Origin of the sequence: Photobacterium sanguinicancri, assembly GCF_024346675.1 — a bacterium.
Taxonomy (GTDB): domain Bacteria; phylum Pseudomonadota; class Gammaproteobacteria; order Enterobacterales; family Vibrionaceae; genus Photobacterium; species Photobacterium sanguinicancri.
The window spans coordinates 1,436,991-1,461,763 of the sequence record NZ_AP024851.1 but is presented as its reverse complement, the minus strand read 5'-3'; the positions used below and the strand labels follow the sequence as shown (position 1 = coordinate 1,461,763).

General features: G+C 42.3%; 18 protein-coding genes and 1 pseudogene. 16 read left to right on the top strand and 3 right to left on the bottom strand.

What is annotated here, in order from left to right:
* Window positions 1-18 precede the first annotated feature (18 nt).
* The gene (locus OCU87_RS23445; RefSeq protein WP_261858682.1) at window positions 19-1,068 is read left to right on the top strand and encodes a glycoside hydrolase family 88/105 protein; all 1,050 of its coding nucleotides are present in this window, start codon (window positions 19-21) and stop codon (window positions 1,066-1,068) included.
* Window positions 1,069-1,325: 257 nt separating this feature from the next.
* A complete protein-coding gene (locus OCU87_RS23440) occupies window positions 1,326-2,909 on the top strand; it encodes a sulfatase-like hydrolase/transferase (RefSeq protein ID WP_261858681.1) in 1,584 nt (527 codons plus the stop codon).
* A gap of 61 nt (window positions 2,910-2,970) precedes the next feature.
* Here the strand turns inward: OCU87_RS23440 and OCU87_RS23435 are convergent, their stop codons facing one another.
* Window positions 2,971-6,051, bottom strand: a complete 3,081-nt coding sequence (locus tag OCU87_RS23435) for a chondroitinase family polysaccharide lyase (RefSeq protein WP_261858680.1) — start codon at window positions 6,049-6,051, stop codon at window positions 2,971-2,973.
* Between the two features lie 735 nt (window positions 6,052-6,786).
* Here OCU87_RS23435 and OCU87_RS23430 point away from each other — a divergent pair.
* Entirely contained in the window at window positions 6,787-7,923 is a 1,137-nt protein-coding gene (locus OCU87_RS23430; protein ID WP_261858679.1) for a ParB N-terminal domain-containing protein, read from the top strand.
* Between the two features lie 505 nt (window positions 7,924-8,428).
* Here OCU87_RS23430 and OCU87_RS23425 read toward each other — a convergent pair.
* On the bottom strand, window positions 8,429-11,197 hold the full coding sequence (locus tag OCU87_RS23425; RefSeq protein WP_261858678.1) for an NACHT domain-containing protein: 2,769 nt from the start codon (window positions 11,195-11,197) through the stop codon (window positions 8,429-8,431).
* Between the two features lie 843 nt (window positions 11,198-12,040).
* On the opposite strand from OCU87_RS23425, the gene OCU87_RS23420 reads away from it, so the two are divergent.
* The 7 genes and pseudogenes from OCU87_RS23420 to OCU87_RS23390 all read left to right on the top strand — a co-directional run bounded on the left by OCU87_RS23420 (window position 12,041) and on the right by OCU87_RS23390 (window position 17,057).
* A complete protein-coding gene (locus OCU87_RS23420) occupies window positions 12,041-12,502 on the top strand; it encodes a nickel transporter (protein ID WP_261858677.1) in 462 nt (153 codons plus the stop codon).
* Between the two features lie 125 nt (window positions 12,503-12,627).
* The gene (locus OCU87_RS23415) at window positions 12,628-13,122 is read left to right on the top strand and encodes a hypothetical protein (protein ID WP_261858676.1); all 495 of its coding nucleotides are present in this window, start codon (window positions 12,628-12,630) and stop codon (window positions 13,120-13,122) included.
* Window positions 13,106-13,915 carry a hypothetical protein gene (locus OCU87_RS23410; protein WP_261858675.1) on the top strand — a complete coding sequence of 270 codons (810 nt, stop codon included), beginning with the start codon at window positions 13,106-13,108 and terminating at the stop codon, window positions 13,913-13,915. Before OCU87_RS23415 ends, OCU87_RS23410 begins: the two co-directional genes overlap by 17 nt.
* 548 nt (window positions 13,916-14,463) lie before the next feature.
* Window positions 14,464-14,595: pseudogene (locus OCU87_RS23405) on the top strand (site-specific integrase); the annotation flags it as partial.
* Window positions 14,596-14,745: 150 nt separating this feature from the next.
* Entirely contained in the window at window positions 14,746-15,801 is a 1,056-nt protein-coding gene (locus OCU87_RS23400) for a hypothetical protein (protein ID WP_261858674.1), read from the top strand.
* Window positions 15,802-15,804: 3 nt separating this feature from the next.
* Window positions 15,805-16,233, top strand: coding sequence for a hypothetical protein (locus OCU87_RS23395; RefSeq protein ID WP_261858673.1), 429 nt, complete (start codon window positions 15,805-15,807; stop codon window positions 16,231-16,233).
* Window positions 16,230-17,057: a hypothetical protein gene (locus OCU87_RS23390; RefSeq protein WP_261858672.1), complete on the top strand. Its 828-nt coding sequence runs from the start codon at window positions 16,230-16,232 to the stop codon at window positions 17,055-17,057. The genes OCU87_RS23395 and OCU87_RS23390 overlap by 4 nt, the downstream gene beginning before the upstream one ends.
* 12 nt (window positions 17,058-17,069) lie before the next feature.
* Here OCU87_RS23390 and OCU87_RS23385 read toward each other — a convergent pair whose 3' ends face one another.
* Complete coding sequence (locus tag OCU87_RS23385) at window positions 17,070-17,228, bottom strand: hypothetical protein (RefSeq protein WP_261858671.1); 159 nt, start codon at window positions 17,226-17,228, stop codon at window positions 17,070-17,072.
* Between the two features lie 361 nt (window positions 17,229-17,589).
* On the opposite strand from OCU87_RS23385, the gene OCU87_RS23380 reads away from it, so the two are divergent.
* The 6 genes from OCU87_RS23380 to OCU87_RS23355 all read left to right on the top strand — a co-directional run bounded on the left by OCU87_RS23380 (window position 17,590) and on the right by OCU87_RS23355 (window position 24,765).
* Window positions 17,590-18,843, top strand: a complete 1,254-nt coding sequence (locus OCU87_RS23380) for an anaerobic sulfatase maturase (protein WP_261858670.1) — start codon at window positions 17,590-17,592, stop codon at window positions 18,841-18,843.
* A gap of 50 nt (window positions 18,844-18,893) precedes the next feature.
* A complete protein-coding gene (locus OCU87_RS23375; protein ID WP_261858669.1) occupies window positions 18,894-20,501 on the top strand; it encodes a sulfatase family protein in 1,608 nt (535 codons plus the stop codon).
* Between the two features lie 62 nt (window positions 20,502-20,563).
* Window positions 20,564-22,045 (top strand): DUF2264 domain-containing protein, encoded by a 1,482-nt coding sequence (locus OCU87_RS23370; protein WP_261858668.1) that lies wholly within the window; start codon window positions 20,564-20,566, stop codon window positions 22,043-22,045.
* 109 nt (window positions 22,046-22,154) lie between these two features.
* Window positions 22,155-23,009 carry a tagatose bisphosphate family class II aldolase gene (locus tag OCU87_RS23365; protein ID WP_062692407.1) on the top strand — a complete coding sequence of 285 codons (855 nt, stop codon included), beginning with the start codon at window positions 22,155-22,157 and terminating at the stop codon, window positions 23,007-23,009.
* Window positions 23,010-23,129: 120 nt separating this feature from the next.
* Window positions 23,130-24,110, top strand: a complete 981-nt coding sequence (locus OCU87_RS23360) for a sugar kinase (protein ID WP_390961045.1) — start codon at window positions 23,130-23,132, stop codon at window positions 24,108-24,110.
* On the top strand, window positions 24,100-24,765 hold the full coding sequence (locus tag OCU87_RS23355) for a bifunctional 4-hydroxy-2-oxoglutarate aldolase/2-dehydro-3-deoxy-phosphogluconate aldolase (RefSeq protein WP_261858667.1): 666 nt from the start codon (window positions 24,100-24,102) through the stop codon (window positions 24,763-24,765). The genes OCU87_RS23360 and OCU87_RS23355 overlap by 11 nt, the downstream gene beginning before the upstream one ends.
* The last annotated feature ends 8 nt before the right edge of the window (window positions 24,766-24,773 follow it).

The following is a 24,773-nucleotide window of genomic DNA, read 5'->3' as shown; positions in this document are numbered from 1 at the left end:
GGAAAAGGGAGAAGCAAGATGACGTTAGGCACTAAACAAGCCATTCTCGATACCATGAAGCGGGTATATCGCTATCAAGCGGCCAATCAAACTCGCAGCGTGATCCGTCGTAGTGGTAAAACCCGTTTTATTAAAGATACCGATTGGGAACGAGGCGTATTTTGGTCTTGTACCTCAGCAGCATGGCTAGCAACCGATGACTCAGAATACCTCGACGGTGTTATGAATTACGCGTTGCACACAGGTTTTCGTGCAGGCCCTAATGCGCGTTTTGCGGATGACCATATCTGTTGTCAGGCATACCTTGATGTCTACCCTGTGGTGAATCAAGCTGAAGCCCTTGAGCCAACGATCAAAGCGTTGGATCTGATGGTGGAGACCCCAGTGCTCGGGCGTAAAGATTGGTGGTGGTGTGATTCATTATTTATGGCGCCGCCAGCCTTTGCCGCCTTGTCGCAGCAAACCGGTGACAATAAATACCTTGATTACATGAACACCGCCTACTGGGATTCAGTTGAACATTTGTTTGATCCAGAAACAGGTTTGTTTTATCGCGATCACCGCTACATTCCAGATGGCAGCGGCAATGAATTACGCGAAGTGAATGGCAATAAAGTGTTCTGGAGCCGAGGTATAGGTTGGGTATTAGCCTCTGTACCGCGCTTATTGGCACGTATGCCAGAAGACTATAGCGAACGTGGTCGCTACCTTGAGCTTTTTAATAACCTTGCGGCAGAGGTAGTGAAATACCAACAAGATGATGGTTTTTGGCGAACCAGTTTGCTCGACCCTGATAACTTCCCAGCGCCTGAAAGTAGTGCCACTGCGCTGTTTTGTTATGGCTTAGCATGGGGGATTAATACCGAGCAACTTGATCGTGATACCTACCTTCCAATAATTGAAAAAGCATGGGCCGCTTTGCAAGGCTGTATTCACGACAACGGCATGATGGGCTGGGTACAACTTCCTGCCTTTAATCCACGTGATGTGAAGTTTGAGCATAATATCGATTATGGCGCTGGGGCATTTATGCTTGCGGCGACAGAAGTTGTAAAGCTTGGCGAGTAATTAATTTGTATTTCATTAAAGCTGAGTCGTTATGACTCGGCTTTTTTTATATTTAAACACTAGATAAGGAGATAACGACTGACAATTTATGAGGAGAGTTACCATAAATATTTAGCCATTAATAAACATATTAAATATAAGAGTCGTTATTTCTTCTACTCAGAGTTAAGCGCTGTAACGATTACTTGTGGCTGAAATTTAACCCTATATGTATTTATATTTAAGGATAAATGATGTCTATAACACGAAGACGGTTTATGAAAGGTGCAGCGGTAAGCGGTGCGTTGGCAGCCACTTCACCAGTGCAAGCTTTTTCACAATCAAACCAAGCTGTTGCGTTAAATACCCCGACTAACCCCAAGAACATCCTCATTATTACAGCAGATCAATTAGCCAAAAAAGCGGTGGCAGGCTACGGTAATACGTTTGTAAAGACTCCTGCTATAGATAGCTTAATCCAACGTGGTCACCGCTTTGAAGAGGCCTATTGTGCTTTTCCTCTTTGTGCTCCGTCTCGGGCTTCATTTTGGACAGGTAAACTCCCACATCAAACAGGAGTATACGCAAATAGTAGCCCTAATATTCCGCAATCGATGCCAACATTAGGTCAGATATTTACTCGAGCTGGTTACGAATGTGTTCACTTTGGCAAGCAGCATGATTATGGTTCATTAGATGGCTTTAAACGAGCACAGCAAGTTGAAAAAGAGTTAGCGTCGAATAATGCATTCCCTGTCAATTACGATAGTCGAGAGGATGTTTATTGCCTAGAAGAAAGTGTGAAGTATTTAAAGGAGTATGACGGTAAAAAGCCATTTATGATGGCAGTAGAGTTTAATAATCCTCATAACATTTGTGGTTGGGTTGGTGCTTTTGAAGGCGAGCATGGAGATGTAGAGGGGATAGGTGAGTTACCACCATTACCTGATAACTTTGACACTGAAGCGGATTTAATGACACGCTCTAAATCTGTGCAATATTCGTGTTGTACTCATAATCGAACAAGACAATCGACACAATGGAATGCACTTAACTTTAGGCAGTATTTAAAGGCTTATTATCATTACACCCAGTTGGCTGATGAGTGTATTGAACAAGTATTAGAGACTTTGCGTCAGCGAGGGCTTGAAGACGAAACATTAGTCGTATTTTTTTCTGATCATGGTGACTCAATGGGAGCGCATCGTTTAGTGACGAAAATGAATTGGTTTTATCAAGAAACCACGAATGTACCTCTCGTCTTTTCAGGTCCTGGTATTACTGCACGTCAAACTCATAATGAGTTGGTTTCCTTGTGTGATTTATTACCAACATTATGTGATTACGTTGGAATAGCCCCGCCTGCCCAGCTCTATGGCCGCTCACTGTTGCCGTTGTTGCGTGGAGAAAAGGTCGAAAATTGGCGTCAAGAAGTGGTATCTCAGTGGCATACCAATCGGGAAATGACTATTCAACCGGGCAGAATGATGCGCACGGAGCGATACAAGTACATCGTGTATCAAGAAGATAATGACGAAGAACTGTATGATTTGTTTACTGATCCCGGTGAAAAGAAAAACTTGAGCCAGATGAGTGAGTTCTATCCACTGTTAACGCAAATGCGAGCTCAGTTTAAATCCTATTTGGCAGAGCAAGTGGATCCATTTCTCACTCAAGAAGCTGTTATTGATCAACGTTGGCGAGCTCATCCAGTTGGTTATAAACACCATAAAGGTGATTCATCAATTGATCTTTATCTACGTAATATTCGGCCGTTAGAGAAGCAGCAAGATTATGCGGCAGTTGAAAAAGCGAAAAGAGAGGTTATCGCCAAGGCGAGAGCGTCCACTTGTAAAGTGTGAGGCTAGCTTCGATCCTAATAAATAGAACCAGCAGCTGTAATAGCTGCTGGTTTTTTATTACTTATACTTTTTTCAGCATGAATTTTTCAGGTTTAGCGTCTTTGGTGGTAACACGTACTTTGGTGTTTCCTTCGGTAGTAGATTGGATAGATACTTGGCTGTTGCTGCCTATCAACTGCCATTGCCCTTTGAGTGTAAACTCGCTGCTGACGGGTTGTGATAGGTTAAAGCGCCAATCTCTATCGTAAATACTGACTTCGACTTGTTCGCCATTGGCGTCCACTTGGTCAGGATCTTGCCCTTGGTACAGCGCGAGATCTGGATTCACCACACTCAGTGACAACTGATCTTGAGCAGGACTGGCTTGAAGCATGATTTGGCTTGCGCTTGCCGATGACAATACCCAACCCGCTTGATTGGTTGCTGTTGGGCTAAAGAACGCATAGCCTTCGACACCTTGTTCTGTTCTTACCGCATGCAGGTTTTGGTCTTTTTGCAGCACAGTATAGATTGGTTTCACAGCATCTTGAGCCGCAATCTTAATCGCATACTCATAGCTGCCATTGGTCGGCGCTTTGCCATGCTCTATCACAGCGGTCGCAAACTGGCCTGTTGTTGGTGCGGCGTCATCTTCATCATTGGATTGCTGCATTTGATAGGTGAAGTGGACTTGTTGTCCCGAACTGCTGGTCACAAAGTAGCGATTGCCTGCTGGGTCTAGCAAAGTGGTGTCGTTGGCGTAGATAGAATCGGTACCAAGCGTGTCTATTTGTTGCCCATCGATTTCGACAGGTTCAAGGTTTTTAACACTGTGCTGGAATAACGTCGTTTGGGTTTCGTGCTCAGCAATATCGTTCTTGATGCCAGAACCCAGTGCGACCACCTTATTCCCAAAGATGAAATAGGATTTATGGGCGTAGAAGCTCTGCTGTTGGTATTTTTTATGTCCGTGCAGCGTCATCGCAAACATCGCATTGTCGTTGCCTAGCGTATTGGCACCTGAGTAGCTTTCTGTAGATAACAGCATTTCCTCAATGCCAGCCCCCGGCAATTGGTTCAACTGAGCACGAAGTTCGTTATTTGGCATTTGAATCGTGGTTGTGCCCGGGTAGCGGTTCCAGTCCCAGCCATCATGGCTAAACGCCCGTTTGCTCAGATCGGCTGGGGTGATCTCAAATTGACCATATTGCAGGTAACGCCCATAAAGGTTGTTGGCGGCGTAGGTTTCGTTGCCCACTAAATAGCGACTAAATCCTCTAGCGGTCGCGAGCCAAGACTGTGTTGCATCAACAGGGTTAGCGCCTCGTGCTATCGCCATAGAGGCGTAGTTCATTGCCCATACCCCAGTCGGTTCTTTTTCGGCAGAGATACCTTCAAAGCTCGGCTTATTGGTTAAGTTAGCGTAGGCCGCAGCAAGTTCGTGATCGATAGCATCGGATTGATCAGGTTCGCCAGATTGCGCCATCCATTTAAATGGGGTCGCAGATATCTTTTGCTTACCGTCTGGGTGACGACCACTTAATACAATCGGGGTTTGAGTTTCTTTGGTGTAAACCCGCATTTTGAGTAAGACGTCTTTGATCCTTTCATGAGCCTGTTGGGATATTTGATAGCTGCTGTGGCTTAAACCAAAAATAACCCCAGATAAGCCGCCAAAAGCATCTTTGCCGTAGGCTGGGTAATGTTGTGAGTGATGGAATACACTGCCATCGGGTTTAAAGCCGCCGGCTAAACCATCAGAGCTTAATAGTGTGGTGCTTAACCATGACTGCAACTGATGAAGCATGGTTTGGCGCTGCGCCTGATCGGGCAATAACAAAAAGCTCTTTGTCATCCACTGCAATTGGGTGTTAAGAATATCCACGTTAGAAGAGTTAATGTCTTTATCTTGTTCGTATACGCGGCCTGTCGCGTTAAACCACATCATAGATTGCTGGGCTTGTTGAAGCAGGTTTTGTTCAGCGAGCAGTTTTCTGGCGACAAATAGCGCATCGAAGAACTCCCGAGTTTGGTAGCCGACATGGGTGATGATTTGGAAACCAGAGCCACCTTCCCAACCTTGATCAAAGGCGTATCGAGCTGCGTCGGTGAAGGCTTTTTCTAACGCCGCTTTGTTTTCAGTTGAGAGTGATTGGCTGCGAAGGTACTTGGCGGTTTCAAGCATGGTTTTACCCAGCGTCCGAATACTCATGGTGTCGGTGAGCATGGCCAGAGTATCGTCACTCACTATGCCTGTTTTTAGGAAGTTGTGCCTTTTGGGGTGATCGAGTGGTTTACCCACATAGCTGCCATCACTGTTTTGGCTGATCATAAATGCTTGGTATTTCGCTAAGTTATCATCGACCTTTTGTTGGGAAATGACTTGCTGACTATTCACCCCTAAGTGTTTATCGAAGTTTTGATACAAGACAGCGGTATCACCTTGACTGTCATCAAAGGCAAGGTCGTAGTTAAAGCTAGGCTGTTGGTCGCGCAGCATTTGATCGTACATCAATAATGCTGTCCAGTTTTTACTGGCCATGTTAACGACATTAGGATTAACGAAAGGCTGCTGAATATCGGCGGTTGGCCAGCGGTTATCGACAGGAACTGCCATCATTGCTTGGTCAAAATAGAGCGTGCCGTTGGTGTCGGGAGCTGTGACGGTTAAGCGGTTCATTCCAGCACTAGGCGTGCCTTTCATATCTCTAAACGGCACAGATATACCGCGCCACCCTTTGAAGTTTAAGCCATAGCTAAATTGGCTTTGCTGGCTGTCATCGGTGCCAAATTGAAAAGTGAGGGATTGATCCGATGGTGTTTCGTTGTAGATCCACGCCATGAAAGTGTAGGGGGTGATGTCACTGTCATCGGTTTTATAGCCAATATCTTGGGAGAAAACTAATTGGCTATTAGGGTTAAAACGCCACTGCAAAGCATTATTACCATCTTTAAAGTGTTTATTGCTGATCGTTAATGGCTTTATCGACGTTGTTGTAATGGCTGAGGGGAGTCCCTGTTCAAAAAAATACATATACCCGCCGGGTTCGGTTTTTCCGGCTCCGCCTTTATCGCTTTCAACATTTTCGCTATTACAGCCCGTTAAGGCCAATAACAAGCTGACTGCGAGGTAGCTTGGCTTACACCATTTTGTTGTGTTCATTGTTTTCCCTTACTTACGTTATTTGATAACGAAGGGTAATGAAAGTGCTATGACGTTTTGTTGAGCGATCTCACACTGAATAGCAATTAATGACTTTCAAATGGTTTCATTTGTGGTTTTTGATCGGTTATCACATTTCATAATGTTTCGTTGTTGGTTTTGATTTGATTTTTTTGACTTGTCTATTTTCGCTATTGGCGGGCGGGTACTTTCAAAAGTGATGCTTCGCATGTGTTGTGAAAGATTACACTTGGTGTGGTTTATTATTTTAACGCAGTTGTTTTGCTCTCGTTACCTTTTGCACCGACAGTTAATTGGGCTTGTGCCGATCATGTGGTAGGTGGTGTAACTGTTATGCGAAAGCAGGGAGCTCGCTGGAAATGTGTAGAGGCGTGTCTACGTGCTCATCGCTAGCACATTTATGCCCCTTATCTACATTGTTGAGCCCGTTTATAACGAAAATCTAGATAATATTAAGCAAATGAGAGAGTCTAGTGCTAGTAATGGGCAACAGGGCTAACAAACGTTCAGGTTCCCCCAATAAGCAGTACGTCAACGTACCAAAAGCTAAAGTTGACCTAATGCACTAACACAGATATAAGTCCTCCAGAATGGCTTTCCATACCCATTACTGACTATTAAAGGGGATTCCATCCCCTGCTTCCCTATCCATATAGAGCTAACGCTCTAATGTAGGATTCCCCAACTAATAGAATCACGGCACGTGAAAATTACATGAATACACTAAAATCTAATAACCTTCTGGCTGTAACGATTAAATCTATAATTGCAGAGGAAGTTACACAGTTTCGAGATAAGCCCAGTCAAAGCCAGTTGACGCACTTGAATGAAGTATTTCAGGCAGGGGAAACATTAGACCCGATTGAAGTAATGAAAGCTACTGACGTTACAAACGGTACTTACTATTACCTCATCGATGGATTCCACCGTACAACAGCCCATGTACAAAACGGTGCAGATTACATCGATGCAATTGTTGTAGGTGAAGGTACTAAACGAGATGCACGTCGATTAGCTCGAAAGGCTAATGCAATCACTAAGCCACGTGTAAGACGTAATCAAGCAACCTTAATCAACTGTATTGAGGATGCATATGAAGAACTGCGTGAAGAAATCGCAAACAATGCAGATATTAAAGCTCGTTTTCGTAAGATGGCTCCTCAAGAACTGGCTGACCTTGTTGCATTGAAATCTTCAAGCCTGCTAATCCTAGACTTCGTTGAACGATATAATACCAGCTACCGTCGTGTTAATCGTGAGCAGTTTGTATACAACTCCATCAAGAATGGCGAATACACTAAAGAAGAATTAGCTGATTTATTCAAAGTGTCTCCAGAACAAATTGAGGCTTGGTACACACGTCGAGCTAAAGACCGTTCTAGTAAAGGACCTAAACCTACCAATACATCTTCAGGTACTCCAAATACTTCAGATAACCCACAGTCTTCTGAACCAGACGAAACTACTGAAATAAAGAATCCGATATATCAGTTCATCGACACCCCTAAAGTTAAGGAAGCAAAATTACGCAATTACCTATCTAAGTTTCCGAGTAGCATTGGAGAGAATCCTCGACAGGAGCAATGGGTTAATCAAGGTCGAGTTGATATTCTGACGGATACTTCGATTGTTGAATTGAAGGTAAAACTAGATGAAGCGGGGATATCCAAAGCTATTTTGCAATTGATGCATTACAGTCAATCAATAGATAACCATCGTTTGATATTGGCAGGTGGACACCATAAGGATTTGGATAAGTACCTACCTGCATTACAGTCCTTCGGCTTCGAAGTGATTAGCATCGATATAAATACGCACAAGTTTAAGCATTACATAATAAACAATCGTTAAATACGATAATTACTGACCCAATGAACTAAGCCTAATAGCTTTGATTGTTGGGTCTTTCTTTTTAGTCATAAGTTATCTGTAATTCGAACCTACGGTTCGCAGGGTGATTCCTATGTTGTTTAGCTATTTCCTGAACAACAAAGCCATCTAGTCCATTTTCCCTTATCTGAAGTTATCCGAACTGAGCGGCCACAGTCGTACCTCCTAACTCGGAATTGTCCAGAACCTTCACAGTCGGCACTTTGTAAATCAGAAGTGCCCCGTTACTTGTTAACGCACTTACTCAGTGGTAGATCGCGCCACTGGAATCACCATACATTTCCTCATGTCTGACGACTGTGAGGCGATGAAAGGAAACTCCCATTTTCGTGCAAGAGCGACGTTTCTAGCCAGCGATTTTCATTTGTATTGTTATACAGGCGTTCAGAACTGTATAACTGTAAACTGTGATAGTTACCCAATAAGAAGATGAGTAACTGTCAGAGTAGAGCTGAACTTGTAAAGATCACCAATCAAGCCCTAACTCTGTAGAATAAGCATAGCGATCATTACCATAATTATCTGAGAAATCGTAATGTTCTGCTTCATAGAAAGAGGAGTTATCTTGCTTAAGATGATCAAGCAATGACTTCATGTTCCCCCTTTTTTTAGGACTCAAAACATTACACATCGCATATAATGTTGTGAATGCTTCTTCAGGGATTAATTTATCACCTCTAGTGAGCTCTTCTATTGTAGACTCAATGTCATCCAAGCTTTGGGCAAACAAACTAAACGCCCCTCGCCACCAATCTCGAATGATTATAGTACTAAGATCAATAGATCTATTGTCCCTCAACTCTAGTGATGCAAGATGCTCTTGAAATCTAAAGTGACCAAATGACAGCTTTCCTGACACTTTATCTCGAACCAATACCGTGCATGGGTCTTCTAACTCTTTCACACACTTTGAAATAAGTCTCGTTGTATACTTTGCCCCAACTTTAATTTCTAGCTTTTCAATAGCTTCTTTATAACTTATGGTACGAATACCATGAGAATGCATTATCCAAGCAAGGGCTTTAGCACACGTGAATAATTCATCACTACCCTGTTCCTGTCGCCGTATTCTTTTATTCGCATCATACTTACCAAGTAAAAGACTTAAACGCTCACCGTATATTTCAGATTCGTTAGAAGGAGCTTTTATCCCTTTTTCAACCAATGTACAAAGAATTGTTGCAACCAATGGTGTTAACAGGTTTTCATGAAGTTCCGTCCCTGAAATTTCATTCCAGAGCTTCATTCCTTTACGCTCATTATTAAACCAACCACAAATAAAACTTCGCAGCTGTTCGGGCGTAAACGGCAATAGCGTAATTCCTAAAAAGTTTATTTCTTTAAGATAGCTAACACAATCCCTGCTTGAAATAATCCATTGAGTTTTTCCATAACTCTTCTTGAAATTATTCATGGCATCTAGAACAATAGGGTATTCAGTAACTATCTCGTCTAATCCATCAAAAACAAGAACCACTCCATCTTCTAAATATGGTTTTATCCTATCAATATTATCATCACTAACATCTAGCCCATACGATAACAGAATAATTGAATAGATTACTTTATCCAAATATGCTGGCTTAGTGTCTTTTGTGTTTCTCTTTTCTATCCTCAAGTCTGATAAGCTTTGAACAACCCTATTCAAACTACAGAATATTATTTTCCTTCCGTTAATAGTTTCTTCATAAGACTTAAAAAACATTTCTAGTGTTGTTGTCTTACCGACACCAGCACCACCATAAATAGCAACATCCTTGCCCGTATAGAATACATCATGAGCTGATATTGATACCCTATCAGAACAATTTTCTAACTCTTTCAGCTCAATTATTGAGCTCAGAACCGATTCATCTGTATAAATGCACTCAAAAAATCTAAGGCTAACTTCTACCGAGTCAAGCAATCGGCGCACACCTGCCATATTAGGGCGATCATCACTATTTAGAAATTTAACACAAGAACGATATTCGTCTACACGTTGTGAAATTTCTTTTTCAAGTTGAGAAGAGTTTAAACACACATCGTAGTAAGGCTCAGGTATAATTTCTTCTTTTATTGACTTCACATATCTTTGTTGTTCTATAATTCTTTTAGAAAAGTCATCAATAAACTCAACAGTTTTTTCGACTAAATCAGCAGATTCTTTACTTAATTCAGATGTATCAATTACATAACTAGATGTTTCCAGTTCAAAATTTTCATTTTTAACTTTTGAACGAATGTTTTTCAACTGTGCTGTAACAAAACCAAGCTTGTTTTTATTGAGGCTAGGCTGTTTTTTTGCTTCAGACTCTAACCTCTCTAAAAGTAAAAAGGCTCTTGAGTCAAACTCTTCAACAATAGAAGATAAATGTGCAACAGATGAATCATAAGCTGATTCGTTAGCTTTATTCTCTTTCGAGTTATATTGATTATAATGATCTTTATATCTATCTTCGATAACTTGTGTATCTTCTTTTAAAATATCTAAGCCAACCAAACCAATGATTTTTACACGCTCTGACTTGAGCATTTCCCACTGCTCTTTACTAATAAGTCTAAAGCGTTTTTTCGTTACATGTGCTTTGTATGTAACAAGTACCCTGCTATCAATTGAACCGACAAAGAACGATAAGTCACTGTAAAACTTACTAATGTCAATAGAGTCACGTACTGAGCAAAGTGCTCCTAACAGCTCATGATTTCTGTCTACGGTGTTCTCACTTTTAGCATTCCAGATTTTTTCCTCAAATGGTTCTAGTTTTTCTAAAAGTTCTGGGCAAAACTCTTCAATATCCTTCAAAATTCGTACACAATCGTACAACTCTAACCAGTCACTGTAATCTTCACAAAACAGCTCATCTTCCAAATCTTCTATGAACCTTTGAGTGATTTCATGCGGTGTCGCCATGTAGACATGATCAGGCTTGACTCGCTCTCCGGTTCCCTTTGTAAAACCTTTTGATTTTGCTTGTCTTAACTGCCTACAAAGCCGAGATAAGTCATTTTGAGCTAACGTTTTATTCTTGTTGAGCTTTTTAGCTTGAACATAGACTACATATTCTCCTCGTTTTGGTGGAGGCAATATAGCTGTAGCAATCAAATCTCTACCACGCTCACTAGGCCCACCATGGAACTCTACGCGGTCATAACCCATGGACTTAAATAAAGGAACTAAAACTTCTTTTGTAAAGTCATCTTCCTTGTATGCCTGCATTGCCAAAAAATATTTATCTTTCTGATTGTATTCCATAGCCAAAACCACATGAATTTTTTTAAAATTTTAACTAACTCAAAACCCATCGTCCATTGAAGAAATAGAAACAGGCTAAATAAATCAGCTAGATAATCGCTCTTTTTGACTATTTACAATAGGCAAGTTCAGGTTCTCCCATCCTGTAATGATTATTGAAACAGTGACCATAACGAAGAAGACCAGCAAGTATTACTTAGCTTTTCGATATATATTTTGATACCCCCTCTTGCGCTTACGGCCTTTATACTCCCGTCGCTGACATTAGGTTAATTGATTCAAAATCAATACGAACTCAACTACTGAGTGCTTACGCTAGCTAATTTTGGGGCTAAAGCAACTTAGGAATTAGCGAGATACAGCATCATTTACTGCAAATTATGCATAAATATTATTACTTAACTCAGGCTGCGAATGATAACTTTTGCCCAAAACCTTTCACTTTGACCACCGCTACTAACGGTGGTCGTTGACGTTTTGCGATATCAGAAGTTATCTGAAGGATCAATTCTGTCCGGAGAGGCTATCTCGGTTTTGTCCAGAACCTTCACAGTTGGCACTTCGTAACATAGAAGTGCCCCTTTATCATCTAGAACAAAAACTCATTCATATCCTGTTAATGGGCTTTCCCCTATCAAAAGTTATCTGAGTGGGCATGCAACATCAATGGGATCATGGGTTAAGTTCCACTAAGTGGCATTATCTGTTGGTTAAAATCTAGGCTGATGATTCTGCCGTGTATGAGCAAGATCAAGATAAGTATCTCTATGCTTTGATTTTGATACGCACAAGCCTGAATATACAGCTAAGTAACCCAATATTACATTCAATGGAAAGTACGTAATGACAGATTTAAATCAACTAATCTCTTCGGCAGTTAAAGCATCAGGCGTAGACGATTCAATTAACGCTCAATTGACAGAAGCTTTAAATAAAGAACTTAACGGCTACGTCAACCTAGAACTTCTTAAGACTAAGCTAGAAGTTCTATATAACTTTGAGAAAAACTATCTAGAACTGGTTAAAGAGTATAAAGAAGAGATCAAGTTCGCCAGCACACTACAAGAAGATTTACGTAAAGAACGTTCAAAGTTCTTTTCTGAAACACTTAAAGAAGTCTCTCATACACTTAGTGAGTCTCAAGTTGACGGTGATGTTGCTTCCAAGTGGTTAAAAGAACTTGTTGATAGTTACACAAAAAGTTTAGATCTAAGTAGTAACCTGATTGAAGAGCATACGCTTGATACTATCGGTAAAATCCGTTCAGAAGCTAAGTTAAACAAACCTACCGTTACAGCTAATTGATGGGTAATGATACTCAGATAAGACTTTTGGTAGGTGTACTTCATTTTATCAAGCAACGTAAAGCTTTAGAAAATTAATTGCATCGAAATGCTATAGAAACCTTATTAAGAGTATTACATTCAATAATGCAACTTAAAACGGCAGAGACAAAGATAGCTCCTAAAGCAATGCAAGAGCTATTGAAAGCTTTACGAGAGGCAAGGACTGACCTTGTTTCTCGTAGTATTAGTGAAGATCCTCAACTTTTTTCAGCGTTCTTTCAATATGAGAACAACGAAAACCTTTTATCATTATCTTTTGAAAGAGAATATTCCATTTTCATCAATAGTAATCTGGAAAAATTTTCAAACAATATCACTGATATTGAAGATGTTGACACGAAGAAGAAGTTAAAGCACATCACCGAAGAATTTGTGAGCTTTAAGCAATCCAAAAGTACCTCTTGCATAGACACGTTCTTCCTTGATGATAAAGTCAAACAGATTGAAAAAATCTTCTCAATCTTTGACAAAGACAAGGATCGACTCGAAGAAATTAATTACATAAGAAGAAAGGATCAAGTTCTTTTTGAAAGAGAATTTAATCGACTGTTAGGAGAACAAAATGGGTTGGTTAAGTAAAGTGGGTGGTGCTCTTCTCGATTGCATCAGTAAGCCCGTTGAAGTTTTGTGTGATTGGGCTTCTGAACCGTTAAAGAGTAGATCTCACGATAGAAGCGAATCGGCAAGGGATTCTGCTCATCAACGAAATATGGAAACTTTAACAGCTCAATCAAGATCTGAACACGAAATCAGAACTAGAGAGATGGAAATTGAGCACGAACTTAAGGCTAAAGAGAAAGAACTAGATGTAGATCTTGAAGTTCGTAGAGTTCGTGAAATCGAAATGGCTGTAGCTGAAATTCAAGAATGGAAAAAGGAGAAAGAGTTTGAGCGTATGGAGCGCACCACCGCAGCAATTGCTCTTTACCTTGAACAGTTGACCAAATTAAACGTTGAAACGATCAATGCTATTGGTCATATGCAACTTGAACTTAAAGAGCGTGCTCAACAACTCGTATACGAAAAAACTATTCAGTATAAAGAGCTACAAAATACCGCTATGGAAGAAGCAATGAATGACTTCCTTAGAATCGAAGAAAAATTTGGTGATAATGAAAGGGCAAAAGACATTCTAATCAGAGCTGTTGATACCAAAATGGGTAATATCATTGATACATCAACTCGCTTCTTAGAAGAGCTTAACAGAGACATTGTTAGTCTTAACCAAAGTATTGACAGACTGACTAACCAAGGTCAGAAGTTCATTGAAAATCATCTAGAGCGTTTCCATATTACTGATGCAAGTTCGCCTCTAGTTCTTGCAGAAGCAAATGGTGAGAAGTTAATACCATTGTCAAAAGATATTAACTAGCGTAACTCCACCACAATCAAAACCTCAAGTGGGGGCATTTGCAAATGAATGTCACCCATTTAGTCTTGTCACTTTCATTATTAAGCCAACTACTCTAGAAAATGGTTTCTATCATTAACTGAGCTAATCCGCCTTTTACTAAATTAGCAAAGTCACTGACTCGCTTGTGTCCAGAGGCTTCATAGACCTGAAGTTTTACTCGTGGCACTTTTCTCAAAAAGTGCCAGCTAACTCAGATCTGCCCCATTCCAAGCTAGCGAGATTTTCGGCTGATAAATCTCGCCATAATTCGCCCTACATTTGCTTATGCATGACCGTAAAGAAGCGGTGAAAGAAAACTCTCAGAACCTTTCAAAATGCAATAATGTCAATACAGAACTCAATTTGCATATTCATGCAAAACTGATACTGCCTTACAAACTACGTATCAGCACTAGTTGTTAAAATGGGAAAGTGGTATTTACTTTCGAATCCAGCAGGGATTTCAACTTAACAAGCCGCTCTAATTGATTAATTTTTAACAGTGACAACTAGCCTGACAGGTAGGGGAAGGCGCAAGCCGCCTGTTTGAGGGAGGGTACTCCATTGAGGAAGTTGCTCAAGTAACCGGACACCGAAATTTGAATATTTTGTGGCAAGTTTATACTCAGTTATTTCCACATAAGCTTCATAACCGCTAACGATTACTACTAGTTGAAAGCTTTTAGCCACCGAGTATTCTAATTGCTTTGAATTTGCCTCAATCGTCTCACTATTAGTTAATATTGATTCAATATCAGTTAAAACCAAGGTAACATTATGAAATCAATAAACTATAAATCAAGATAAGTATGGGCTCTGTAAATAGTCAAACAACCTCTCCACAGTCGACTTCTCAACCAGCGACAGATATTACGCTGGATAAGTTACTCGCTTCCGTCGGACAGACTGAAGGGCTAACTTATTTCCGTCACCTCCTTGAAAACGTCGGGTTCAGTACAACGGGTCGTTGGGGTACTTTGAAAGAGCGCATCAAAACAGATATAGAGTCTAAAGACGCTAGCAAAGCTCGCTGCACTATAAGCGCACTAGCAGATACCATTGATCGTTTTTTATCCAGCGCCAACCATCGCTATGAAATCGTTGAACTAGACAGCGCTACCGCAACTTTGTTAAGAACCCAAATAGCTGCTGCGGGTAATCGAGCAAAAACAAATTCACAAGCAGCATGCTTATATCCATCTAAATTCGATTTAGATGATGGTATTTCGTACGAAACTGGTGTAAAGCTGTGCAAAATTTCAGATATAAATGGCGGTTACGCTCTTATTTATTCTTCAGTTCGAATAAAGCAAAACTCCTATAAGCTTGTACACTCTCAAGCATTTCACACAGTTTTTGTTCCACATACGAGTGATAGAGTAGAGTATCGACTATCATGTGAGATACGCAAAAGCGATACTCAAGATGAACTCAAACAACTCAAAATTGCATTTGTTAATGACGTGAATGTTCGAGGCGGAAAAGTCGATGGTACCCCTGTAAACTTTTTCAAAGCTATCAAATCACTTTATGAAGACCAAAACGCTGGCAGAATAAGCTGGGGTAGAGTGGCAACATTTGAAGAAAAACCGCATCAAACCTCAAGTGCTTGTAATGATCCAGGGCACTGCTGTAGGCCCGAACTCGCAAAGCATGATGTAAGTGCTAATGGAAATACTTATCATCCATTTCAAATTACATTGCGTTATCTTTACCCTAATCATGATGACTTTGAAATGGAACTATCATTCGACCCAACCAGAACACATTGGGACGCTAAGAAGTGTGAAAGCATTGTGATAAAAGAACCTAAAGATAGTCTAATGCTTTCGAATACAATAAACACCTTACTATCAAGGTCTTAAAAAATGAGCCGAATTACTGGAAAGGTAAACCTCAAACTGCTTATCGAGAAAATCGAGGCGGCTCGACACCTAACTCATGGTAAAGACAATCACAGTTTGATTGTCAATATCTTAAACTCTATCGAACAACACCCGAATAGAACGTACTACTCGATCGTTGAACTACTTGAAGCATCAAAATCTATGGATCTTGAAGGACTGATTGATAGTGTTTTATTCCTATCATCCAAGCCTGTAAAGATTTTTTCCTTACAGTTCTGTTATTACCCACTCGATAATAGCGATGCAATACAAGTAACATCTGAGTCATACTTTGAAGCCAAGACTCATGACCTACCGCCAGTCGATAGAGATGGGCGTGAGATAAAGGACTTCGATCAGAAGAGATTAGGTTTTTCTTGTTTCATTCACCCTGAGATTAGAAATGCATGACTGAAGTTGAAATAGTTGAACTAATCAACAGCCGAGTTTCAGCGACAAAATTAGCACAAGCAGCATTACCAACAATGCAATCGATGGAATACGGAGATTTCATCGCTATTCTCTATGATAAAATTGCCCTTCAACTTGAAGCATTAGAGAATGATGCAGACCACTTCTTAGAAAGCAGTGAAGACAGCATCACAAGTGCACTAGTCCGCCAACTCAATGTCAATGAGTATTTAGAAGCAGAAAGCCAAGTAAAACGTAAAGGCGGGGCAGTAGATCTTGTCGTAAAAGGCTATGGTCACGAGTGGATAGCCGAAGCTAAGAGGCTAACTTCTAATGACAAAGCTTTTGAAGGAATACTCCAACTGCTAACAAGGTACGCTAAACGAGATAAACAAGCAGGCTTACTTGTATATGTTCAGACTGGCCAATATCGTAAAAAAATTGATGCTTGGTTAGAGTTTTTATCTTCATCTGGAAATTGGAATCACTATGTCGAGAACATTGTCCAAGAAGAGTTCAGGGATGGAGTAACAAACTTCATGAACACACATGAGCTCATAGATAGAAGTGAACATATTGTAGATACCAAAGTTACATTAGATCGCGGTTCTGACATTTTTGTACGGCACTTTTTCTGTAACTTAGTATATCAGCCATCTGATAAAAGTGGCTCAAAGGCAGTAAAGATAAGAGAAGCCTCAGCGAAACTGAAGCTACGAGATATTTATGACCGAAGCATAGCCTCGACTCCTGAAGGCATTGATACAGAAGAAGTAAAGCAAGCTCTTTCATTAATGTTCCGAGATCCAAAAGCGAAAAAATAGTATGAAGCCCTCCTATAGAGGGCTTTTATTTTCTAGCCGAGTCAAACGCTCATCCATCTTTTCCATCATCAGGCGTAACCACTTAACATCGGTTTTGAGTGTAATGCCTACACCTACCCCGCTAGATAAGGCACTAACAACCGCGACTATTAGTGTTTGATACTCTGCCATTACTTGAACTGATCTTCTCCAGCAATACGGGACAATCATCTAAGTGAGTTAGAATTCCCATACATCAACTAATTCATGCATTGCTAAATTAGCAAAACATATAACACATCTTTGTCCAACAACGAGCTAGCTACTGTTGCTAGCTCGTGTGATCACCAAGCGATTCTGTCGTACCTTAATTACCAAGCGACTTTCACTTCCTTCGCTTTACTTCTTTCATTTTCGATTGATATCGATCTTTAGCTTCCTCCTTTCTTTCAATTGCTTTTGAAATAGTCTTTATTGTGACTTTTGTCATTTTATTCTTACGATTTCTTTCGTAGTATTTTCAAACTCCTTCGATTCGAGATATGGAATTACGATGAAGCAAACACAGAACGCCCGTTTTCATATGATGGCAAAGCCTGCGAGTTATCGTTGTAACTTAAAGTGTGACTATTGCTTCTATCTAGAAAAAGAAACCATGCTCGATGGTGGTGAGGTTACGCCTGCTGGCATGTCATCTGATCGTATGTCGGATGGGATGCTAAAGCGCTATGTGCGTGATTACATTCGATCGCAAGATGCCGATACCATCGATTTTGCGTGGCAAGGTGGTGAGCCAACACTGGCGGGATTGGCATTTTATGAATCGGTTGTGAAATACCAAGCGCAGTATGCCAATGGCAAAACCATTACCAACAGTTTTCAGACCAATGCGATAGCGATAAATCGGCAGTGGGCGGCATTTTTCAAGCAACATAATTTTCTGATCGGGGTGTCGATTGATGGTGTAGCCGAGGTGCACGATCAGTATCGTATTTCGGTAAACGGAAAACCAACTTTTGCACGTGTTAAGCAAGCGATTGATTTACTCAAAGAGTATCAGGTTGAGTTCAATACCCTCACGGTGATTAACGATAAGAACTGGCACCGTGGTAAGGAAACCTATCTCGCGCTAAAACAATTAGGCGCGCAGTTCATGCAATTTATTCCCATTGTTGAAGTTGAGCCTAGTTGCCAAAGCGCAGCCAGCGGCCATTACACGCTAAATTCAGACCCCAAATTAGCCCACTTTTCTGTGCCTGCGAAAGGCTATGGCCAGTTTATGACGGATGTATTCGATGAGTGGGTGAAAGAGGATATCGGTACTGTGTTTGTCCGTATGTTCGATAGCATTCTCGCCACTTGGATGGGTTACCCAGCTTCGGTGTGCGTGCAATCCAAAGAGTGTGGTCAAGCCATGATCTTGGAAGCCAATGGCGACATGTATTCTTGTGACCATTACGTTTATCCCGCCAATAAATTGGGCAATATCGCAACCACTAACATCGCCTCGCTAGCAACCAGCAAACAGCAACTGCGATTTGGCAAAGCCAAGCAGACCAAATTGACCGATAAATGCCAGCAATGTGAAGTCCATGCATTGTGTTATGGCGGTTGCCCTAAACACCGCATTACGCCCATTCAAGGCGAGAAACATAAGCAGAATTATCTGTGCGCTTCTTATCAACGCATTTTCCATCATACAGCGCCAGCCATGCACTTAATGACTCAAGAAATTCAGCGTGGTGGTGTTGCCGCAAGCGTAATGGCGACCCTCAAGAATTTAAAGCATAGCGAACAACCTCGTTAGTTTTACTCGGTTTCAAATCAACAGTTAACCCTCAAATAAAGGAGTAGAGAATGAATCTGTTACTGCCGAAAAAAACCATACTTGCTGGTTTTGTTGCGGCTGCTTGTGCTGTTACCCCGACCCTGAGTCAGGCGGCAGAAAAAGTGGAACAACCCAATGTGTTATTGATTGTGATGGATGATCTTGGGTCTGCGCAATTGGACTTTGCCCTAGATAATATCAATAAAGATGAATTGGTTAAGCGTCCGGTACCCGCACGTTACGACGGCGATTTTGACCAGCTTTATGATGCTGCGAAGCGCTCGATGCCAAACATCACCCAGCTAGCCAATGAAGGCGTGCGGATGACGAATGCCTACGTTGCAACCCCTGTTTGTGGCCCTTCTCGCGCAGGTATGATGACAGGCCGTTTCCCTCATAGCTTTGGTACCTACAGTAATGATGATGCCAAGCTGGGGATCCCGCTTGATATCAAATTGCTGCCGGCATTAATGAACGAAAACGGCTACGCAACGGCCAATATTGGGAAGTACCACAACGCCAAAGTTCGCAAAGAGTTCATTCCTAAAGATGAGCAAAGTCGTGATTACCACGATAATCAAATCTCGCTTGCTGAACCAGGCTACGGCCCTGAAGAGCGAGGCTTCGATTATTCCTACAGCTACTATGTGTCAGGTGCCGCGCTATATAACTCACCGACCGTATTCCGCAATGGAAAGAGTGCGCCAGCGCCAGGTTACCTCACCTATAACCTGACTAATGAGGCTATCCAGTTTATTGAAAAAGCGGATAAAGAAAAGCAGCCTTTCTTCATCAACTTAGCTTACAGCGTGCCACATATTCCGCTAGAACAGCCTGCACCTGCTAAGTTCATGGAGCGCTTTAATACCGGTAATCTTGAAGTCGATAAGTACTATGCCCACGTGAATGCGTCCGATGAAGGCATAGGTAAAATTATCGATAAATTGAAAGAAATGGGTGAGTACGAGAACACCCTGATTTTCTTCCTTTCAGATAACGGTGCCGTGCATGAATCACCAATGCCAATGAACGGCATGGATCGCGCATTTAAAGGCCAGCGTTACCGCGGTGGGGTGCATGTTCCGTTTATTGCTCATTGGAAAGGACACCTTCCTGAAGGCAAAGCAGATAATACTATGATTTCTGCGATGGATATTCTGCCAACCGCACTGGCTGCTGCTGGTATTAAGATCCCAACAGAAATGAAAGTGGACGGTAAAGACATTATGCCGTTGCTAAAAGGCAAGGCCGAGCAACCGCACCCTTACTTGTACTGGGCGGGTCCACGCGCACTTCACTACGATTCAAGCAATGCTGATTTTTGGAGTAACTATTGGAAATGGATCACTTACGAAACCAATGAATTCATTCCAAGCCCTTACATTGAAAAGCATTCGAAAGGGGAATGGGCGATTAAAGATCAGAATTGGTCTTTGCATTATTACGATGATGGCAAAGGTGAGTACGAGCTTTACAACTATGCCAAAGATCCTGCGGAGTCGAAAAACCTCGCCAAGCAATACCCAGAAAAAGTGAAAGAGCTGAAAATGGCTTTTTACGATTGGATTAAAACCAAGCCAGCACCAATCGCTTGGGGACAAGATCGCTACCAAATCCTGACTGATTCTGCCAAGTAACGTGTAATTAGGCCTCTTCGGAGGCCTTTCTTTATCTGCTTCTACCTGTAAAGAGACATCCCATGCCTAAGACTATTGCTGCGACGCCGCGGCCCACCATCCCCTATGAACATCCCGATGCGGCCATGTATTTCAAGCTATTTAAGGAAAACATCGTGCGCTTGCGTCATCGCAAGTCGGCCTATCAGCAGCATGATGAAACCATTCGTAAGTTGTTCAGTAACGATGGCGCGTCACTGAAAGCGCAATGCGAAGCTTTGGTTGCTTATACCGCGGAAGCCTTTGAACATTATGCAGTATGGGATTATACCCATGCCTATTACCCCGGTCGGCCAAGCCAACAGACCGCGCGTACTGATGCTATTGAAGGCGTTAGCCGCGTGCTTCCAACCTTGGCGACTTGGCTGCATAGCCAAGAGGGCGAGTGCACGCCTTTACAAGGGTTAAACGGTAAGCCGATTGATGTAGTAAACATTATCCGCACAGCATTGCTAGCAGGGACAGATCCGAGTCATAAAGGCTACTGGGGTAAATTGCACGACTATGATCAGCGAATTTGTGAAAGTGCAGATTTAGCGTTAACCCTTTGGCTGACCAAAGCGCATATTTGGCAGCAGCTGGATACCCAGCAACAACAGCAAATAGCCGCGTGGTTTGAACAAATTCCGCCGCTTAAAACACTGGATAACAACTGGCAGCTTTTCACCTTAACCGTGAGTTTCGTGTTGAAAGATTTAACCGGTAAAGAGTGGGTTGATCACAGTAAATATCAAAGAATAAAAGAGTTTTATGTCGGTGATGGCTGGTTCCGTGACGGCGCGAATGGCAATTACGACTATTACAATGTGTGGGGCTTTTTCTATTCCCTGTACTGGATCGATCAGATAGATCCTGACTACGACGCGACCTTTATTCACCAAGCCATGAGTGATTTTGTGGCGGGTTATCGGTACTTCTTTACTCCCCAAGGTTTGCCTTTGTTTGGCCGTAGTGCCTGCTATCGCTTGTCTGCTGCTGTGCCCTTGTTGGCCGCTGTCGATCAACAATCGAGTGCGATAGCGATAGGTGAAGCGAAACGTGCTTTTCGCACTAATCTTCAATACTTCATTTCGAATGGCGCGCTTAAATCAGGCGCACCAACGCAAGGGGTTTTCGACGATGATAGCCGCTTAGTTGATAATTATAGCGGCCCAGCCAGTAGTTTTTGGTCTTTGCGCGCGTTGAACATTGCGCTTTATGTAGGCGGGCGTACTGGCTTGTGGCAAGCACAAGAGCTGCCATTAGAGATAGAAAAAGGCGATTTTGACTTTCAAATCCCTGCCATCGATGCACATGTCATCGGGACTTTCAAAACGAAAGAGGTGACGGTTTTGTTTTTGAGCGAGTATACCCAAGAGCAGACGCCGTTATCTCGCCGATTATTACGACAAAACCTAGCTGACAAGGCGTTAGAAGTGGTGAGTGGTAGGGCGTTAAGGCCTAAAAATAACCTTTTACGTAAAGGCATTACCTGTTACACATCGAAAATGTCGCATTTCTTTTAGTTTCGTAAGTTTTCACTTTGAAAGTGTAGTGTGATCTTGATCTATTTACTTTCTTTCTTTTTCGAATAAGATTAAAGCGAAAGTTAACGAAGGTCTTTAGGGGTTTTATATGTTTTTGGTTTCATCGCGTGAAATGCTTCACAAAGCGCAGTTAGGTGGCTATGCCGTCCCTGCATTCAATATTCACAATCTAGAGACGGTACAGGTTGTTGTCGAAACAGCAGCAGAGATGCGCTCACCTGTTATCTTGGCGGGTACGCCGGGTACCTTTTCTTATGCGGGTACCGACTACTTAGTTGGGATTTGCAAAGAAGCGGCCAAACGTTATGAAATGCCCATTGCTTTACACCTCGATCATCACGAATCGTATACCGATATTCGCCAAAAAATTGAAGCGGGTATTAAGTCAGCCATGATTGATGGTTCACACTTACCTTTCGAAGAGAATATTGAACTGGTTAAAAAAGTGGTGGCGTTCTGTCACCGTTGGGATTGCTCGGTTGAAGCTGAGTTAGGTCGCTTAGGTGGTCAGGAAGACGATCTGATTGTCGAGAGCAAAGATGCGCTGTTTACTGATCCTGATAACGCGATTGAATTTATTGAAAAGACAGGCATTGATTCGCTAGCGATTGCCATTGGTACTGCGCATGGCATGTACAAAGAAGAACCTAACCTCGATTTTGATCGCCTTGGCATTATTCGCAGTAAAACCGATGTGCCTTTGGTCTTGCATGGCGCATCAGGTGTGCCAGATCAAGACGTTCGCCGTTGCATTGAATTGGGTATCACCAAGGTTAATGTGGCGACTGAATTGAAAATTGCCTTCTCTGACGCTGTAAAACAGTACTTCCTTGATAATCCATCAGCTAACGATCCTCGTCATTACATCGTGCCGGGTAAAGCCGCAATGAAACAAGTGGTGATCGACAAAATTCGCGTATGTGGTAGCGAAGGAAAACTCTAATACCTGCATAACTCTGACAATTTACAAAACATTATCTTAATGCTCCTGGCTATGAATATTGGTGTTCCCCCATCGCTAATACCATAGCCCTTTTTTTAATCTGATTCGTTAGGTCAATAAATGATGAAGATGCGACAACCCACTTCCCAAAAGAAAGTTGCCATTATCGGCGAATGCATGATTGAACTCAGTGGCAAGCCTTTTGAGCAACAAATGCAAAGCTATGGTGGCGATACGCTCAATACTGCCGTTTATCTTTCCCGTCTTTGCTCTGGGCTAACACCTTATTACGTCACAGGCTTAGGTTGTGATAGCTACAGCCAAAACATGCGATCTATGTGGCAGCAAGAAGGTATTGATACTTCTCTGGTGCTGACGACGGAAGGCAAGCTGCCGGGGCTTTATGCTATTCAAATTGATGATTTTGGCGAGCGTAGTTTTCATTACTGGCGTAACGATTCTGCCGCGCGATATTTGTGCGAGCACAATGGCTTTTTTGCTGTCGTTGAGCAGCTTAAAACCATGGACCTTATTTATTTGTCGGGTATATCGCTAGCGATTTTACCTGATGAAGGTAAAGCGGCATTGCTACATGCTTTGGCTTCGTTAAAACAACATAACGTGAAAATTGCCGTGGACTCGAATTATCGTCCGCGTTTATGGCCGAATGCCAGCGAAGCACGTAAGTGGCTAGACCTACTTTATCAACTTAGCGATATCGCGCTGGTGACTGCAGAGGATGAAGATTTACTGCTTGATCAAGACAATACGCCACCAGAGCTGATTGCCGATCGCCTCCACCGATTGGGGATTGACCAAGTTGTGGTGAAGCTGGGTGCTGACGGTGCGATGTGGTCTTGTCACCAACAACAAGGCGTTGTGGCGGGTCAGAAAGTTGACCTAGTTGTTGATACCACAGCGGCAGGTGATTCCTTTAATGGCGCTTATTTAGCGGCGTGGTGTCATGGCATGTCTATGGCGGAATCGTGCCACTGGGGCAATGCATTAGCCGCCCAAGTGATTCAATGCAAAGGCGCGATTGTGCCAATTAACCAAATTAATCATATAACGACAGCGATGAGTGAAGTAAATGAAAACTAATACATGGATAGATGCGTTACGTGCGCTGCGTGTGATGCCGGTTATTCAAATCGAAGATGCGAAAGATGCGGTTCCTTTGGCGAAAGTGCTGGTGGAAAATGGCTTACCTGCGGCTGAAATTACATTTCGTACCGACGCGGCGGCAGAGGCGATAGCCCAAATTCGCGCTGCTTACCCTGAGATCACCTTGTGCGCTGGCACGATATTAACGGGCGAACAGGCAGACGCGGCAATGGCAGCGGGCGCTGATTTTGTGGTGAGTCCTGGCTTTAATCCCACGACTGTTAAGCATTGTCTAGAAAAGGGCATCAAAATTATTCCTGGCGTTAATAATCCGAGCCAAGTGGAACAGGCCTTGGAGATGGGGATCCAAGCCATGAAGTTTTTCCCTGCCGAAGCATCGGGTGGGATCAGCATGCTGAAATCGCTAACTGGCCCTTACGGTAATATCCAGTTAATGCCGACAGGCGGTGTTAAGCCTGCCAATTTAATGGAGTACTTGGCCATTCCCCAAGTCTTTACGTGTGGTGGAACTTGGATAGCGCCAACCGCCGCCATTCGCGCCAATGATTGGCCGACGATTGCAAAAAATGTACGTGAAACGTGCGCGCTGCTCGGTCAAAACCTAAGTCAAAATCAGAGCCAAAGCGAATAGGAGCGAAC

Bases quoted from the DNA above. Each gene is read 5' to 3' on its own strand.
- OCU87_RS23445 (WP_261858682.1), top strand. From the start codon at position 19: ATGACGTTAGGCACTAAACAAGCCATTCTCGATACCATGAAGCGGGTA.
- OCU87_RS23440 (WP_261858681.1), top strand. From the start codon at position 1,326: ATGAAAGGTGCAGCGGTAAGCGGTGCGTTGGCAGCCACTTCACCAGTG.
- OCU87_RS23435 (WP_261858680.1), bottom strand. From the start codon at position 6,051: ATGAACACAACAAAATGGTGTAAGCCAAGCTACCTCGCAGTCAGCTTG.
- OCU87_RS23430 (WP_261858679.1), top strand. From the start codon at position 6,787: ATGAATACACTAAAATCTAATAACCTTCTGGCTGTAACGATTAAATCT.
- OCU87_RS23425 (WP_261858678.1), bottom strand. From the start codon at position 11,197: ATGGAATACAATCAGAAAGATAAATATTTTTTGGCAATGCAGGCATAC.
- OCU87_RS23420 (WP_261858677.1), top strand. From the start codon at position 12,041: ATGACAGATTTAAATCAACTAATCTCTTCGGCAGTTAAAGCATCAGGC.
- OCU87_RS23415 (WP_261858676.1), top strand. From the start codon at position 12,628: ATGCAACTTAAAACGGCAGAGACAAAGATAGCTCCTAAAGCAATGCAA.
- OCU87_RS23410 (WP_261858675.1), top strand. From the start codon at position 13,106: ATGGGTTGGTTAAGTAAAGTGGGTGGTGCTCTTCTCGATTGCATCAGT.
- OCU87_RS23400 (WP_261858674.1), top strand. From the start codon at position 14,746: ATGGGCTCTGTAAATAGTCAAACAACCTCTCCACAGTCGACTTCTCAA.
- OCU87_RS23395 (WP_261858673.1), top strand. From the start codon at position 15,805: ATGAGCCGAATTACTGGAAAGGTAAACCTCAAACTGCTTATCGAGAAA.
- OCU87_RS23390 (WP_261858672.1), top strand. From the start codon at position 16,230: ATGACTGAAGTTGAAATAGTTGAACTAATCAACAGCCGAGTTTCAGCG.
- OCU87_RS23385 (WP_261858671.1), bottom strand. From the start codon at position 17,228: ATGGCAGAGTATCAAACACTAATAGTCGCGGTTGTTAGTGCCTTATCT.
- OCU87_RS23380 (WP_261858670.1), top strand. From the start codon at position 17,590: ATGAAGCAAACACAGAACGCCCGTTTTCATATGATGGCAAAGCCTGCG.
- OCU87_RS23375 (WP_261858669.1), top strand. From the start codon at position 18,894: ATGAATCTGTTACTGCCGAAAAAAACCATACTTGCTGGTTTTGTTGCG.
- OCU87_RS23370 (WP_261858668.1), top strand. From the start codon at position 20,564: ATGCCTAAGACTATTGCTGCGACGCCGCGGCCCACCATCCCCTATGAA.
- OCU87_RS23365 (WP_062692407.1), top strand. From the start codon at position 22,155: ATGTTTTTGGTTTCATCGCGTGAAATGCTTCACAAAGCGCAGTTAGGT.
- OCU87_RS23360 (WP_390961045.1), top strand. From the start codon at position 23,130: ATGATGAAGATGCGACAACCCACTTCCCAAAAGAAAGTTGCCATTATC.
- OCU87_RS23355 (WP_261858667.1), top strand. From the start codon at position 24,100: ATGAAAACTAATACATGGATAGATGCGTTACGTGCGCTGCGTGTGATG.